Consider the following 15,192-nt stretch of genomic DNA (forward strand, 5'->3'; position numbering starts at 1 on the left):
CCTTCTCCTACGGTTCCGGTGGTGGGCCCTACGACAGAACCGACCTCGTGATCCAGGCCGAGGGTGGCGCAGACGCACCCTGAGACACCACCATGCGCGCCCCATCGCGACGAGTCCGACCGTAGCCGTACGACCGCCCTGGTTCAGGTGGCCACGCGGAGCACCTCCACGACACGGTCTGCGCCGCGGGAGCGCCCCGACCGGCAGCCCATAGCTCCGGTCGTGACCTCGCGACACCGGGCTCCGATCACACCCGGCGTCGCAGACCCCGGCCTTCCATCCACAGGAACGAAGCACAGGAGATGACCACGATGGTTGCGACCCACAACACGTCCGAGGCATTGGCGTCGATCCTCACCAAGGTCCGCGCGCTGGGACCCACCTTGCGTAAGCGTGCGCTCGACGCCGAGCGCGCCGGCCGCCATTCGGACGAGACCATCGCCGACCTGGACGCCACCGGTGCCTTCGACATCGGCAGCCCTGCTGAGTTCGGCGGCTACGAATTGACCGTCCGGGAGCAGCTCGACGTCATCTCCGAGGTCTCGAAGTGGGACGGCTCATGCGGATGGAGCGTGTGGGTGGGAGCCTCCACGAACTGGATTCCCGCCGGTTCGGGTGCACGCGTCGTCGAGGAGGTCTACGGATCCGAGTGGGTGGGACCGAGGGTCGCCGGCTCGAGCCACTTCCCGGCCTCCAAAGGGCGCGCACAGCGGGTCGAGGGCGGCTGGGTGATCACCGGCGGCCCCTGGACGTTCGGAAGCGACTCCCTCTGGGCGCCCTTCACCAATCTCGGCTGCATCGCTGACGAAGGCGACGGCCCCTACCTCCTGGCCGTTCAGGTTCCGCGCGACGAGCTGCGCTCCCTCGACGACTGGCAGGTCGCCGGAATGCGCGCCACCGGAAGCGTCTCTCTCACCCTCGTGGGCGACGAACTCTTCGTGCCCGATCATCGCTGTGTCGACTTCCGTCACATCGCGGGCGGGACGATCGACAACGGCCTCAAGGGCTCCCTGTGGAAGGCGCCCTCACTCGGCTGGGCCTTCAGTCTGATGGCGGGGATGTCCATCGGCCTCGCGCACGGCGCGCTGGAGAGGTTCCTCGAGCGCTCCGCCGGCCGGCCGATCCGCGGCACCACGTACAAGAACCAGCTGGAAGCGCCCTCCACGCACCTGATGCTCGCCGAGGTGCATTCCAAGATCCAGTCCGCGACCCTGTCGGCTCGTGCCAATGCTGAGGAGACCGACCGGCTCGGTGCGCTCGCTGCAGCGGGGACACCCGCCGATCCGGAGTACATGCAGATGTTCAGTGCCCGGGTCCTCATCGAGACGGCGTACGCGGCCAAATGGTGTGCGGAGGCGATCGAGCTCATCCAGAGGAACTCCGGCTCGACCGCGATCATGGAGAGCGAGCCGATCCAGCGTGCCTGGCGCGACGCACGCGTGATCACGCTGCACGGCGCCCTCAACCTCGAGGCTCTCTCCGAGAACTACGGCAGGCTGATGGCCGGGGTCCAGCCCCACAAGTTCGCGGGGATCACGACCCTCGACCGCTTCGCCCCGGTCGCGCCCGGCAAAGCCTGAGCGGAGGGGGCCGGCTCCTCGCCGCGTCGGACCGGCCCTCATCCTGACAGTTCCTGCTCGGCCCAGATGGTCTTGCCTGTCAGTCCGTACCTGCTCCCCCAGCGGCGGCTGAGCTGGGCCACCAGGAACAGCCCGCGACCGCCCTCGTCGGTGGTGCGGGCGCGGCGCATGCGGGGCTGGGTGTTGCTCGGGTCGGTGACCTCGCACAGGAGTACACCGGCGCGGATAAGCCGCAGGCCCACGGGGCCGCCCGCGTACCGGACGGCATTGGTGACCAGTTCACTGACGATCAGTTCGGTCGCGAAGGCCTGCTCCTCAAGTCCCCATTCGGCCAGCTTCCCGGTCACGGCCGCTCGCGCCGAGGCCACCGCCGCCGGGTCGGCCGGGAAGTCCCAGCAGGCCACGGCATCCTCCTCCAGCGCGGAGGTACGGGCGAGGAGAAGGGCGGCGTCGTCGGGCTGCGGTTGCCCGCCGGCGTCGTTCATCAGGGCCTGAGCAAGCGCGGGAAGGCTGTCCTCCTGGCGCCGGAGCTCCGTGAGCCGTTCCGCGAGGTCACGCGTGGAGCTGTCGATGTCGGGTCCGTACCGCTGGAGCAGGCCGTCGGTGTACAGGGCCATGACGCTGCCCGGGGGCACGTCGACGGTGGTCGTCTCGAAGGGCAGGCCCCCGACGCCGAGCGGCGGCCCGGGCCGGACGACCACCGGCACGACACGGTCGTCCGTCACGGCCAGGAGCGGCGGTGGGTGGCCCGCCGCGGCCATTGTGCAGCGTCCGGTGACCGGATCGTGCACGGCGACGAGACAGGTGGCGCCGACCATGTCGTGGTGTGCGGGATCCGCCTCGCCGGCCAACCGGGTCACCAGGTCGTCGAGATGAACCAGCAGTTCGTCGGGGGACAGTTCCAGGTCCGCCAGTGTCTGCACGGCGGTACGCAGTCGCCCCATGGTGGCGGTGGCGTGGAGTCCGTGGCCGGTCACGTCTCCGACGATCAGGGCGGTCCGGAGCGAGGGGAGCTCGATCGCGTCGAACCAGTCGCCACCGATCTCGGCTCCGCCTCCCGCGGGCAGATACGCGCCCGCCGTCTCCATGACCCGGGTGGAGGTGTGCGTCTGTGGCAGCAGGCGCTGCTGGAGTGCGGCGGCGGCACGCTGCTCACGGGTGTAGCGGCGGGCGTTGTCGATGCCCAGGGCCGCGTGAGCGGCGATCTCGGTGAAGAGGGCCGCGTCCTCCTCGTCGAAGGGCTCGGTCCGATCGATGCGCCAGGCGACCACGGCTCCCAGCACCAGGCCGCGCGCGAAGAGCGGGGCCACGGTCATCGAGTGGCCGCCGTCGGGTGCTGCGAGTCGCACATGGGCCGGATCGGCCAGGCCACGTTCCAGGGTGACCCGGTCGGTCACGATGGTGCGGCCTTCCTGCAGGTCACGGATCATAGGCACATCAGGGAAGGGCGGCACCGGTTCGCCGAAACCGAGCATGCCGGCCGGCCACGAGCCGTGCGCGACGCGGCCCGCCGCCCTGCGCAGGTGGAGATTGCCCCCGCCGAAGGTCTTCGGCGGTTCGTCACCCTTGAGCACCGCGTCGGCCAGGTCGACCCACGCGAGATCGGCGAAGTCGGGTACCAGCGTGTCGACGATCTCCTCCGCCGTCCTGCTCGCATCGAGCGTGCCGCCGATGTCCGCCGACGCACGATGTCGCAGTTCGCGCCGGCGTTCGGCCGCCCAGTGCTCCGTGGCGTCGGTGAACAGGACGGCGACGCCCGTGGGCCGCCCCCGCTCGTCCTCCGTCCGTACGGCGGACACGGACAGCGACCAGTCGCCGTGCGGCGCCCGGGCGGACCTCACACGCTGCTCGCTCGCGACCAGGGGCACGCCTGTCTCCAGGACGCCCCGCAGGGCCACTTCGACGTCGGCCGCGTCGGCCGGGTGCATCACGTCGGCCAGGCGGCTGCCCTGAGGGAGACCGGGTCCGGCGAACGCGCCATGCCTCACGTTGGCCCGCACCACCGCGAGATCGCTGTCACGGAGGACGAAACCGATGCTGTCCTGGCCGAGCAGGGCCCGCGACAGGGCCCCGTCCCCCTGTGCCTCAGAAGCCTGGTCCGCCGGGGCGGCCAGGATCAGTGTCGGCTCGGGGCTCCGTAGCCTTTCGGTGCGGTAGCAGACGGTGATCGTCTCGCCGGAGCCGCACAGCAGGCTGATCTCACCCGTGTCCGGCAGCCCGGCGGAGAGGTCGGCGGCGCTGGGCTCGGCCAGCAGCCGGAGAACGGAACGCCCCAGGACATCTGCGGCCTGTTGCTCCAGAAGATCCTCAGCGGCGCGGGACAGGCCGGTCACGACACCACGACGATCGATCAGCACAGCCGCCACCTCGGTCGGCGACGCGCGGTCTCCCGCCCTGCTCACTCCCATGATGCCGTCACCGCCTCCCATCGGGTCGGTGGACCCATCATGTCGCGACGCCGGACCCTTCGCCTTCCCGCGGCATTCCCGTACCGCGCTCGGGAGACGTGATCGCCCATCAGCCTGGAATTCCGGTATAGAACCCATTTATACGCATTCCACAAGCCCGGTCGGGCACGATGTGCGGAATCATGCCTCGGCCTCGTGGATCGGTGTGCCTGGCGTCAGTACCAGGTCGCAAGCGACCTCGAAGTAGGGGCCCGGCATCCTGTTGGCCTCTATCGCGACCGGGTCCTGGTCGCGATGGAAGTCGAGCACGAGGCCGTCGGCGACACCGAAGGAGACGTCGAGCGCGAGAAGGGGATCGTCGGCGGCGAACAGGCGCTTGGTGAGGAGGTGGTGCCCCTCCGCCTCGACGCGGACGAGGATGTTCCCCGGACGTACGGGGTGACGGCCGGTAGCGCGCAGCCACTCCCCGCCAGGGCCGTCGGTGGGCAGGCGGTAGCTCCGGGGCTTGACGGTGCGGAACCAGAAGGCGCCGTCGGTGCCGGTGGTGAGGAGCGCTCGCGAACCTCTCGGCGGGCTCGACGACTCCCCCGCGCCATGGGCCTGCCAAAGACCGATCCGGGCGCCGGCCACCGGGTGCCCCTCGGCGTCGAGAACGTGCCCGTGTACGCGTGTCCAGTCACCGCCCGCCCACTGCTCCTCGGTCGCGAGCACCTCGCCCATCGGGCGCAGTGGTGCGTCGCTGAGGAGCGGGTGTTCCGGCGTTGCGGGCCCGTCCGGCGCCGGTCTGTGACGGTTCAACGCGTTGAGCAGGGTGGAGCTGCCCGTGGTGTCCGACAGGAGAAGGAGCTCGTTGCGAGCAGGGGTCGTCCACTGCCCCGCGCGGGCGAGGAAGTCGAGCCCGGCCAGCCATTCTTCCCAGGTGACCTGGTTCTCGACCAGGAAGGCGTGCACGTGCATGACAAGCGATTGCGTGAGCCGGCCGATGCGTGGGTCCGGTGCGTTCATCTCGGAGAGCACGCTCACCGTGACGGCGTCCGCGCGGCTGTGGTCCGGACCGGCGGCCGGTCGGCCGGTCATGGGCGTGAAGTCAAGCGTCGCAGGGGGCGGGTCACGTACATGTGCTCCTGTCGTGTCAGGTGTGGGCGGGCCCTCGGAACTGCGCGGGGCACACCGGCGACCCGCCGCCGGCCCGCGGCGGGTCGCCGGTGGCAGGCCGGGATGCCGGACTTGCCACCGTCCGGGCCCACATCCGGCGGTGAGGGTTCGAGGGCGTCGGCGTGCTGCGCCGCCACCCGGCGTAGCTGTCCTACGACCGCCGTTCGAGCACGCTCGTCGAGGCGGGACCGGCCTCGACCCCGCACAGCTCCCGGCCCATGTTCTCCATCCAGGTATCGATGTTGTGGGCCGCGTGCAGGCTGCCGGCACGGCAGTTCCGGGCGATCAGCTGCAGCGGCTGGCGCTTGATGATCGCCGAGGCTCCGGACGCCCTGAAGAGCGTCTCGACCGCGGCGCTGCAGGCGTCCCAGACATAGGCGACGTCGGTGTGGAAGCGGACGACCTCGCGCTCCGAGGGATCCATCCCCTCGGAGTCGAGCCGGTCGAGCTCGGCCACCGCCGCGTCGGCCACCAGGCCCGCCGCGTGGATCCTGGCGTGGGCACGGCCGACCGTGAGGTGAGTGATCGGGGCGTCGAGCTGCCTGGCGTACGACGAGTACGGGATGCTGCGCTTTCCGACTCCTCCGAGGAACACCTCCATTGCGTGGTCGGCCATGCCGAGTGCCACACCGGTGCCCGTCACGAGCGAGCGGGCGAGTCCTCCGCGTCGCGGCCCCAGCCCCTGCTCCGTGAGCTCGGCGATGTGGGCCGTGAGCCGCTGGGGCGTACTGAAGCGCTCGTCCGGAACGAAGAGTTCGCCGTCGGTCGCGACGGTCTGGCTTCCGGTGGCCGCCATGCCCATCGCGTCCCAGTCGTCGCGGGCTACGAGCTCTTCCTTCGGCACGAGCACCATGCCGACCTTCGCGTCGTCGGTCTCGTCGTAGAAGACGGCGAGGAAGCCATGCGAGGCGTGCACGCTTCCCGTCGCGAACGGCCAGGCGCCCTGGATCATCCAGCCGCCGTCGACCCGCCGGGCCGTTCCCGACATGCGACGGCTGGTGCCTCCGACCGCGAAGGTGCGGTTACCGGTCCACGGCGAGGCGTACACCGGCGACATGACGTCATCGGCGAAGGAGAAGCTCCACAGATTGCCTCCCGCGGCCGCCCACACCATCCACGCCGTCGCCCCGCACCCCGCGCCCAGCACCCGGTAGACGTCATGCAGTTCGCGCGTCGTGAAGTCCGCACCGCCGTACCGCCTGGGCGTGGTCAGAGCGAACAGACCGGCCCCGTCGAGACGTTCGATGGTCTCCTGTGGGATGCGATGCTGCTGCTCGGCGTCGGCCTGGTGCTCGCGGAGCCAGGGTCGCAGCTCCTCCAGGCGGGCGAGGATCTCCTGGGCCTGCGGCCGATGGGTGTCTGTCCTGGCTGTCATCGTCATGATCTCCTGGGTCGCTCGGCCGCCGTCACCGGATGCGGTCTCCGGCGGCCGGGCACGCTCGAAACGGTTCTGTGTCCCGCCCGACGCAGTGTCGTCGTGTGTCCCGTGGACCGGGCGACGGCGGGATGCGCATGGCTGTCTGTTGGCAGAGAGGGCGCGGCACAACGCTCTGCTCGCGCCGAAATATTTCGGGTCAGGCGGGCCACGCGCGGTCCGTCACGGGCGTCCCGCCGAAGCCACCGACTTTCCGGAGGCTGGGGTCGCTTCCGTCGCGCCGTCCCACCGATGCGTCGGGGTGGTCGTCGAACCACCCGTCCGCCGGGTACCTGTACATCCACTCGACGAGCATTCCGCGGCGCGCGATCAGCCACTTCCCGTCCCGCCGCTCGAACCTGTCGAGGTAGCGCGCCCACAGCTTGACGGTTTCACCCTTCCACTGGTGCTTCTCCGAGCCTTGGTGGTCGGCCTGGAAGTAGGTCTCGACATGGGCGGCATCGGGGCCGTCGAACTCCACGAGGCTGTTCCCGAGGAAGTGCATGGTCCGGACGAACCGCGGCATCTCACCCGCGAGGAACTCCACGAAGCCGTCCACCGGGCCGACATGCAGACTTTCGGGAAACTGGATCCACGCGTCGGGGTGGAAGGCACCGCGGACCAGGCTCATGTCGACGCGGTCGAGGCCGCGGCAGTAACGCAGCAGTACGTCGTGGATCTCCGCTCGGGCGCTCAGTTCCTCGGTGTTCATCAGGTTCTCCCCACTCCCATTTCGCTCTCTCGGCTGCTCAGGACTATGTGTGGTGCGGTGACGGTCGGGCGGAACCGGGTGTGGCCGGCGCACACTGTTCGTCTGCTTCTTCCTGCCACTGCCGTCACTGGGGCGGCAGCACGGGCAGTTGCAGATAGCTCGGATGCTCCGGGCCCGAGAAGATCGTGTTCTGCGCGCCGTCGTGGCAGGAGGCGTCGTACGCGTGCCGGTTGCCGTGGCCGACCCCGGTGTACGGCTGGATGTCGAGCCGGATTCGGTGGCCCTTCCTCACCAGGCCCGTGTTCGGGATGATCTCCACCTCCACCGGCACGATCTCGCCGTCCCGCAGCGGGGCGTGGTCCGCGCGCAGGTGCGTGTGCTTCGGCCGGAAATCGGTCGACCGCTCGGGCTCCAGGGCGCGGTGCGACACCTTGAGCCAGCCCTTGGCCAGCGGATAGAGATGGGTGGAGACGCCGGGGATGACCGCCGGGCCGCTGAAGTCGACTTCTCTGTTCTCCTCGTCCAGCACGCGCAGAGCCACGAAGAGGTCCATGTCCTCACTGGTGGATGCCACCCACACCACGAGCTTGCTGTAGCCGGCGAGCACCGTGTCCTCCTCCAGCGGCGCACTGATGAAGGTTGCGCCGTGGCCGCAGGGGGCGATGGTCATGGCGTTCTCCCCGGCGACCGGTGCCTGCGGCACCACGGGGGCCAGCGGGTCCACCTGGGCCGAATAGGTCACGGACCGCTCGGCCTCGGGGACCGTGGTCGCCAGTCGCAGCGTGTTGCCGCTCGGGATGCGCCCGTCCAGGTCGGAGGGCGACGCGTCCAGGTACCACTTGACGTACCGGGTGCGTGCGACCGGCCACTCCTGCTCCTCCTGGACGTACGACGCACCTCGCCCTGTCCGTATCTCCAGGCGTACGGGCGGCTTGTCCATGATCCCGTTGTCGATTCCCTTGAGCCAGTGGTCGAAGAACGCCACGTGCTCGTCGACCGCTGCGGCGGAGTACGACTTCATGAACCAGTCCTCCCAGAAGTCGATCTTCTTGTTTTTCGTGGGAGTGTTCAGATAGGTCTCGCTGCTTCCGAGTTGGTGGAAGTGGGCGGGGTGCGTCGTCACCGCGACCGTCCAGAGAGGCACCGTCACCTTGCTGAGGTCCGGACTCATCAGGACCTCGGACCGCGGGCCGAAGACCGCTGAGGGGTCGGAGTCCTTGAAGGGATTGGCCCTGGCCATCGCCAGGAAGTCCTTCGCGTCGACCTCGCCGCAGATCGCGGGCGCGATCCCCTTCTCGAACCAGAAGGGGAAGAACTCCTCGTTGAGGATGCCCCCGGTGTAGATGACCTCCTCGTAGAGGTCCGCATCCGTGCCGATGGCGATCATCGCCTTGAGGTGCGGCGGTCGAAGGCTCGCCACCGCGTGCTGGTTGACCGCGTAGTACGACATGCCCCACAGACCGACGTTCCCGTTGGACCAGGGCTGCATCCCGGCCCACTCGATCGCGTCGTAGAACGCCTGGGCCTCGTCGATCCCCCAGATGCCGAGGGTGCCCGGGCTCTTGCCCGCCCCGGGGCTGTCGACGCGTACGAGGGCGTAGCCCCGGGGGATCCATGTCGCCGTGTTGACGCTTTCGTGGTTCTCGTACTCGTATCCGTCGGGATTACCGGAGAAGTACCGCTCCTCCATCACCTCGTGCCGCTCGGCGTCCCGCTCGTCGCAGATGGTGTGGTGGACGAACGCCCTGCCGTACACGCCGCAGTTCATGACGACCGGGACCGGATCGTCGTGGTCCGGGCGGTAGACGTCGGCGTAGACGAACGAGCCGTTACGGAGAGGGATCTTGACGTCCCGGTATCGGCGGATTCCGAGTAGGTTCCGGCGCACCTCGTTGCGCGCGGCGGCTGCCGACGTGAGGGTGCGTGGCGTGGCGTCCCTGAAGACCTTGGCCCGGTTCAGGTCGTCGAGCAGTCCCGAAACGGCCGGATCGTCGGTGAACGCCTGGATGAGGTCGGCCGGCCCCGGTGCGAGGGTCGTCTGATTACGGAAGTTGATGACCCGGTCGCCCACGAGCGCGTGGATTCCGGGCGTCAGGGTGACCCCGCCGTCCAGGTCACCGTCCCTGTCGAGCGAGTACACGAAGCGGGCGATGTTGGTCAGGCCAGGGTCGGCGAGTTTGCCTGGGTTCCCGGCGACTCTCGCGACGATGTCGGCAAGGGTGAGGCGTGCGGCGCCTCGCGCGGCGCCTATCAGGACGGACCCGACCGAGAAGGCGATGATCTCGCCGTCCCGGTAGGCGAAAGTCCCGTCCTGGTCCGTGAGTCCCGCACACGTGGGAGTCTCGAATCGCAGCCCTGCAATGGGGCCTGCGAACCTTCCTGTACGCAGCATGATCGTCTGCTTTCGGAGTTGGAGCGCCGGCGTGGCCCGCCTTGACCGGAACCACGACCTGCGAAAGCCGTGTCGAGAGAAACTCGTGACAGCTGTGGTGGTCGGCGGGTGTCCACGTCGCCCTGACCGCCCTGCCGAGGGGCCGCATCGCCCATGAGACCTTCAGAACAAGGCCCCGCATGTCCTGGGCAATTCGAAGCCTGCTGGACTGGTACTCGAATACACCGTACATTAAGAGCTATGTCAAGTAGCGGAGCACTTCCTGTCCCTCAGGAGATCGTCGATGCCACCCTCCGGGCTGCGAACGCGCGAGGCGTTCCTGCGGCGGAGGTGACCGTGCGCGACATCGCCCAGGAAGCCGGAGTCTCCCGCAGCACGCTGCTGCGCCGGCTCGGCGGCACCCGTCAGGCCCTGGACGAGGCGCTGCGCGCCGCAGGCGTCGAACCGGGAGGGCGGAAGCCGGTGAGGGAACGTGCCATCGAGGCCACAGCCGCCCTGATCAGCGAGCAGGGGCTGGGGACGGTGACCTTCGAACGGGTGGCAGCCGCGGCCGGGTGCTCCGTTCCGAGCCTCTACGCGACGTTCGGCGGGCGGGACGAACTGCTGCGCGCGGTGTTCGAGCGCCACAGCCCCATCGTCGACATGGAGACCGTCCTGGCCGGACGGAGCGGCGACCTGGAGGACACCGTCCGCCAGCTCTACCGGCTCCTGGCCGACGCCCTCGAGCGGGAGCCCCGCGTTCTGCCGGCCCTCCTTGCGGAGGTGTTCGCCCGCCCCGGTGACGAGAACGTCCAGATGGTCTTCCGGAGCGTCACTCCGCGCCTGCTGGCCGGCGTAGGGGCATGGCTCGCCGAAGAAGCCGCTGCCGGCCGCATCCGCAACATGCCACCGCTCCTGCTCACGCAGCAGATGACCAGCCCCATCTTCCTGCACTTCCTGCTGCGCCCCGTGACGAGCCGCGTGGCCGCGGCGGACCTTCCCACGGCCGACGAGACCATCGAGACGTTCACGCAGGCCTTCCTTCGAGCCGTGGCCCCGCCCCCTTTCGGGAACGGGGCCGCCTGACCCCACTCGGCGCCGTTCGGCATCTGTCACATCCGGGACGTCGGGGGCGGAGGTACGAAGCCGCTCCAGGCTCGCTCCTCCTCGCCCGACTCCTCCAAGTGGGTCATCCGATTCGTGGACGATCTCGACGCCAGGCTCGCCACCCACCCGAGAAGGAAGCCCACCGGGACGGACACCAGGCCTGTCGAGTCCAGCGGGAACCAGGCGAAGTCGACATCGGGCAGGGTCGAGTCAGGGCTTCCCGAAACGGCCGGCCCGAACAGCTGCAGCACGACGCAGCAGCCGATGCCCCCGTAGACGCTCCAGAGCATGCCTGCGCGCGTGTAACCCGACCAGAACAGGCCAAGGACGAGCGAGGGCAGGATGGCTGCCGCTGTGGCCGCGATGGCGAAATGGGAGAGGGAGACGACGTTCCTTCCTTGCAGCCCGACCGCGAGCACCACGGCCAGCGTTCCTACGATCGCGCCGGACCAGCGCATCAGCTTGATCTCAGTCGCCATCGACCGTCCACGGCCGAAGATGTCGTGTGCCAGTGACGCCGCCGACGAGAGAGTCAGGGCCGCCACGACCGTGAGGCTGGTGAGGAAGATCATCGAGACCGTCAGAGCGAGAATCGCGCCGCCGCTGGAGCCGTCGGCAGCCAGCTGGAGGGCGAGGAGCGGGATCGCGGCCAGACCTTGCGGGTCGGCGGCCGAAAGACTCCTCGCCCCGAGGAGCGCCGTCGCACCCAGGCCCAGCAGGGTCGCCAGCCCGGAGAAGGCGGCGACCAGGCCGATGGAGTACGTGACCGTGCGGCGCGCGGACACGTCGTCGGCGGCGGCCTTGAGACGCATCAGGATGTGAGGGGCCGCTCCGGCACCGAGAACCACGGTGACCAGTGCGGAGATCTGCGACAGGGTGCCCGCAGGTCCGTCGCCGCGGAGGAGTCCTCCCAGGTGGAAATGCCCGGGATCGGTGCTCCCGCGCCCCGCCTCGTCGAGCAGCCGGCCGGGATTCCAGCCGAACTCGTCCAGCACCTGTCCCGCCAGGACCGTCATGGCCAGGAGCAGCACGACGGTCTTGATCACCTGGAGGACGGTGTTGCCCCGCATCCCGCTGACGGACGCGGCACTGATCATGATCCCGCCGATGAGGGCGGTGCAGAACTGCGCGGCCGGCCCGATGTCGGACAGACCGAGCAGGAAGGAGACGGCGGAGCCGGCCACCACCAGTTGGACCACCGTCAGCGGGAGGCAGAAGCAGAGCGTCGCGACGGTACCCGCCACCCGCGCGGCGGCACCGGGGAAACGGGCATCCCACGTGTCACCAAGAGTGAATTGGCCGGCGGTGCGCAGCGGTTGGGCGAGCAACAGCAGAACCCCGAGCGCCCCGACCCCTCCGGCCGCCAAGGCGATGCCACCGAAACCGGTGAGTGCCACCGAACCCGTGACGGAGAGCAGGGTGACGACCGAGATGTAATCACCGGTGAGCGCGAAGGCGTTGGGCAGTGGCCGCAGGGACCTGCCGGCGACATAGACGTTTCCGGTGCCGTCGGCGTCCACTCCGTACAGCAGATACAGGAGCACGGCGAGACATACGACCAGGAGGAAGGCCACCAGCGGCAGGGCCCCGAGGGCCTGCCCGGCGGCAAGTTGACCGGCCAGGTCGGTCATCGCCCACACCTTGCACACCCGGAGGGCGAGAGCCGCCGTCTTCGGTGCCGCACACCCACGCACAGGGCAGCGGTTTGGCGATGCTCATCGCGCTCCTGACGAGGTGACAGCACGGGACCGGACCTCACCTCGAAAGGCGGACGCCGGGACGGATTCATGAATGCTCCTGTTGCATACCCGAGGGATAGCCGGCCGGAGAGTGGCCGACGCGAGAGCCGGCGATCGGCGCCCAAGAGGACAGCGATGTGTGCGGCGGTGAACGAGTGCGGCGAGAAGCGGCGTGGCCGCCGGAATGTACGGCAGTGCGCGCGGGGTTGCCGTCGGCGCAGGAAAAGGCGACGCCCCCAGGGGCAGCGGCCTGGGGTCAGCATGAAGGCTGACGGGCGTCAGTGCCAAGACCTGGGTGACAGCCAGAAGCGATCTCGTGATCTTGCATATGCCAGAGGCACATGAATGCTGCTGTGACCCTGGACTGATACCTGAATACACGCTAGATTTACGCGAATGCCATTCTGGCGAAACGGCGGAAGGCACGGCCACCCACGCCATGCGGAACGTCGCTCCACCGGGAGCCTCCGCCGCACTCCCGGCCTCCGACCGAAACGGGGCCGACGGGCCCGGGGCGAGGCGCCGCATTCCGCCGGGGCACGGTCGGCCGTGGTCCACGCCTCGCACGGAAGCCCAAGCATGGAGTCGACGGAGAAAGTGAGCGGATATGTCTGCACCACGGGTCGCTGACGCAACCGGTGACGGTGTGTCGATCGCGAGCCTCGCCAAGGAGGAGCGGCGGTTCGCACCGCCTGCCGATCTGGCCGCGAACGCCAACGTGACAGTGGAGGCGTACGAGCAGGCCGAGGCGGACAGGCTGGGCTTCTGGGCCGAGCAGGCCCGTCGCCTGACCTGGGCCACGGAGCCGACCGAGACGCTCGACTGGAGCAACCCGCCCTTCGCGAAGTGGTTCGCCAACGGCAAGCTCAACGTCGCGTACAACTGCGTGGACCGCCACGTCGAGGCCGGAAACGGTGACCGGGTCGCGATCCATTTCGAGGGCGAGCCCGGCGACAGCCGCGCGATCACCTACGCCGAGCTGAAGGACGAGGTCTCCCGCGCCGCCAACGCGCTCACCGAGCTCGGTGTCGGCAAGGGCGACCGGGTCGCCGTCTACCTGCCGATGATCCCCGAGGCCGCCGTGGCGATGCTGGCCTGCGCCCGCATCGGCGCAGCGCATTCGGTCGTCTTCGGGGGCTTCTCCGCGGATGCCATCGCCGCCCGTATCCAGGACGCCGACGCCAAGGTCGTGATCACCGCCGACGGCGGTTACCGCCGCGGGAAGCCCTCGGCGCTCAAGCCCGCCGTGGACGACGCCGTCTCCCGCATCGACAGTGTCGAGCATGTCCTGGTGGTCCGGCGCACCGGGCAGGACACCGCGTGGTCCGAGGGCAGGGACGTGTGGTGGCACGAGATCACCGGAAGGCAGCCGGCCGAGCACACGCCGGAGGCCTTCGATGCGGAGCAGCCGCTCTTCATCCTCTACACCTCGGGAACCACGGGTAAGCCGAAGGGGATCCTGCACACCTGCGGGGGTTATCTGACCCAGACGGCGTACACCCACCACGCCGTTTTCGACCTCAAGCCCGAGTCGGACGTGTACTGGTGCACCGCCGACATCGGCTGGGTGACCGGGCACTCGTACATCGTCTACGGTCCGCTGGCCAACGGTGCGACGCAGGTCATGTACGAGGGCACGCCCGACACGCCCCATCAGGGACGCTTCTGGGAGATCGTGCAGAAGTACGGGGTGACGATCCTCTACACCGCGCCGACCGCTATCCGTACGTTCATGAAGTGGGGAGACGACATCCCCGCCACGTTCGACCTGTCGTCCCTGCGGGTCCTCGGTTCGGTCGGTGAGCCGATCAACCCCGAGGCCTGGATGTGGTACCGCAAGCACATCGGCGCCGACACGTGCCCGATCGTGGACACCTGGTGGCAGACCGAGACCGGCGCCATGATGATCTCACCGCTTCCCGGGGTCACGGCGACCAAGCCCGGTTCCGCCCAGCGGGCGCTGCCAGGCATTTCCGCCACCGTGGTCGACGACGAAGCCCGCGAGGTGCCGGACGGCGGGGGCGGTTATCTCGTCCTCACCGAGCCGTGGCCGTCGATGCTCCGCACCATCTGGGGTGACGACCAGCGCTTCATCGACACCTACTGGTCGCGCTTCGAAGGCAAGTACTTCGCCGGTGACGGCGCCAAGAAGGACGCGGACGGCGACATCTGGCTGCTCGGCCGGGTCGATGACGTCATGCTCGTCTCCGGGCACAACATCTCCACCACCGAGGTCGAGTCGGCTCTCGTCTCCCACCCCTCGGTCGCCGAGGCAGCCGTGGTCGGCGCCAACGACGAGACGACCGGTCAGGCCATCGTCGCCTTCGTGATCCTGCGCGGCACCGCCACCGCTTCCGAGGAGCTGGTCACCGAGCTGCGCAACCACGTCGGCGCCACGCTCGGCCCGATCGCGAAGCCCAAGCGTGTGCTGCCGGTGGCGGAGCTGCCCAAGACCCGATCCGGCAAGATCATGCGCCGCCTGCTGCGCGACGTCGCCGAGAACCGCGAACTGGGCGATGTCACCACCCTCACCGACTCCTCGGTCATGGCACTCATCCAGACACAACTGCCCTCGGCAGCGAACGAGGACTGAACAGGGCGTCCCCCTGCCATATGGCAGGGGGGGCCCCCGGGGGGAGACAGGTGGGAGCGCCCCCGGGACGGACCCGGGGCGAGAGCCACGGGCCCGCGGCATGGGGCGGGGTG

9 protein-coding genes are annotated in these 15,192 nt (G+C 69.2%); 3 read left to right on the top strand and 6 right to left on the bottom strand.

Annotated elements, in window-relative coordinates; genetic code table 11:
• The first annotated feature begins 302 nt into the window (after nt 1–302).
• Nucleotides 303–1,580 carry an acyl-CoA dehydrogenase family protein gene (locus tag ABZ371_RS00425; RefSeq protein WP_358672353.1) on the top strand — a complete coding sequence of 426 codons (1,278 nt, stop codon included), beginning with the start codon at nt 303–305 and terminating at the stop codon, nt 1,578–1,580.
• 38 nt (nt 1,581–1,618) lie between these two features.
• Here the strand turns inward: ABZ371_RS00425 and ABZ371_RS00430 are convergent, their stop codons facing one another.
• The 5 genes from ABZ371_RS00430 to ABZ371_RS00450 form a co-directional block, all read right to left on the bottom strand.
• Nucleotides 1,619–3,988 carry a SpoIIE family protein phosphatase gene (locus ABZ371_RS00430; protein ID WP_358672389.1) on the bottom strand — a complete coding sequence of 790 codons (2,370 nt, stop codon included), beginning with the start codon at nt 3,986–3,988 and terminating at the stop codon, nt 1,619–1,621.
• Between the two features lie 180 nt (nt 3,989–4,168).
• Nucleotides 4,169–5,065, bottom strand: coding sequence for a dioxygenase (locus ABZ371_RS00435; protein WP_358672354.1), 897 nt, complete (start codon nt 5,063–5,065; stop codon nt 4,169–4,171).
• Between the two features lie 229 nt (nt 5,066–5,294).
• Entirely contained in the window at nt 5,295–6,518 is a 1,224-nt protein-coding gene (locus tag ABZ371_RS00440; RefSeq protein WP_358672355.1) for an acyl-CoA dehydrogenase family protein, read from the bottom strand.
• Nucleotides 6,519–6,717: 199 nt separating this feature from the next.
• Nucleotides 6,718–7,269: a nuclear transport factor 2 family protein gene (locus tag ABZ371_RS00445; protein ID WP_358672356.1), complete on the bottom strand. Its 552-nt coding sequence runs from the start codon at nt 7,267–7,269 to the stop codon at nt 6,718–6,720.
• A gap of 124 nt (nt 7,270–7,393) precedes the next feature.
• Nucleotides 7,394–9,661 carry a CocE/NonD family hydrolase gene (locus ABZ371_RS00450; protein ID WP_358672357.1) on the bottom strand — a complete coding sequence of 756 codons (2,268 nt, stop codon included), beginning with the start codon at nt 9,659–9,661 and terminating at the stop codon, nt 7,394–7,396.
• 240 nt (nt 9,662–9,901) lie between these two features.
• Here ABZ371_RS00450 and ABZ371_RS00455 point away from each other — a divergent pair, with 240 nt between their 5' ends.
• The gene (locus ABZ371_RS00455) at nt 9,902–10,726 is read left to right on the top strand and encodes a TetR/AcrR family transcriptional regulator (RefSeq protein WP_358672358.1); all 825 of its coding nucleotides are present in this window, start codon (nt 9,902–9,904) and stop codon (nt 10,724–10,726) included.
• Nucleotides 10,727–10,752: 26 nt separating this feature from the next.
• On the opposite strand, the gene ABZ371_RS00460 is transcribed toward ABZ371_RS00455, so the two are convergent.
• Complete coding sequence (locus ABZ371_RS00460; RefSeq protein WP_358672359.1) at nt 10,753–12,378, bottom strand: cation acetate symporter; 1,626 nt, start codon at nt 12,376–12,378, stop codon at nt 10,753–10,755.
• A 754-nt stretch (nt 12,379–13,132) separates the two neighbouring features.
• Here ABZ371_RS00460 and acs point away from each other — a divergent pair.
• On the top strand, nt 13,133–15,079 hold the full coding sequence (gene acs, locus ABZ371_RS00465) for an acetate--CoA ligase (protein ID WP_358672360.1): 1,947 nt from the start codon (nt 13,133–13,135) through the stop codon (nt 15,077–15,079).
• Nucleotides 15,080–15,192 lie beyond the last annotated feature (113 nt).

The organism is Streptomyces sp. NPDC005899 (genome assembly GCF_040629645.1).
Taxonomy (GTDB): Bacteria; Actinomycetota; Actinomycetes; order Streptomycetales; family Streptomycetaceae; genus Streptomyces.

Excerpts from the sequence above, each read along its gene's own strand:
- ABZ371_RS00435 (WP_358672354.1), bottom strand. The coding sequence starts at position 5,065 with ATGACCGGCCGACCGGCCGCCGGTCCGGACCACAGCCGCGCGGACGCC.
- ABZ371_RS00455 (WP_358672358.1), top strand. The coding sequence starts at position 9,902 with ATGTCAAGTAGCGGAGCACTTCCTGTCCCTCAGGAGATCGTCGATGCC.
- ABZ371_RS00445 (WP_358672356.1), bottom strand. The coding sequence starts at position 7,269 with ATGAACACCGAGGAACTGAGCGCCCGAGCGGAGATCCACGACGTACTG.
- ABZ371_RS00460 (WP_358672359.1), bottom strand. The coding sequence starts at position 12,378 with ATGACCGACCTGGCCGGTCAACTTGCCGCCGGGCAGGCCCTCGGGGCC.
- ABZ371_RS00440 (WP_358672355.1), bottom strand. The coding sequence starts at position 6,518 with ATGACAGCCAGGACAGACACCCATCGGCCGCAGGCCCAGGAGATCCTC.
- ABZ371_RS00425 (WP_358672353.1), top strand. The coding sequence starts at position 303 with ATGACCACGATGGTTGCGACCCACAACACGTCCGAGGCATTGGCGTCG.
- ABZ371_RS00430 (WP_358672389.1), bottom strand. The coding sequence starts at position 3,988 with ATGGGAGTGAGCAGGGCGGGAGACCGCGCGTCGCCGACCGAGGTGGCG.
- ABZ371_RS00450 (WP_358672357.1), bottom strand. The coding sequence starts at position 9,661 with ATGCTGCGTACAGGAAGGTTCGCAGGCCCCATTGCAGGGCTGCGATTC.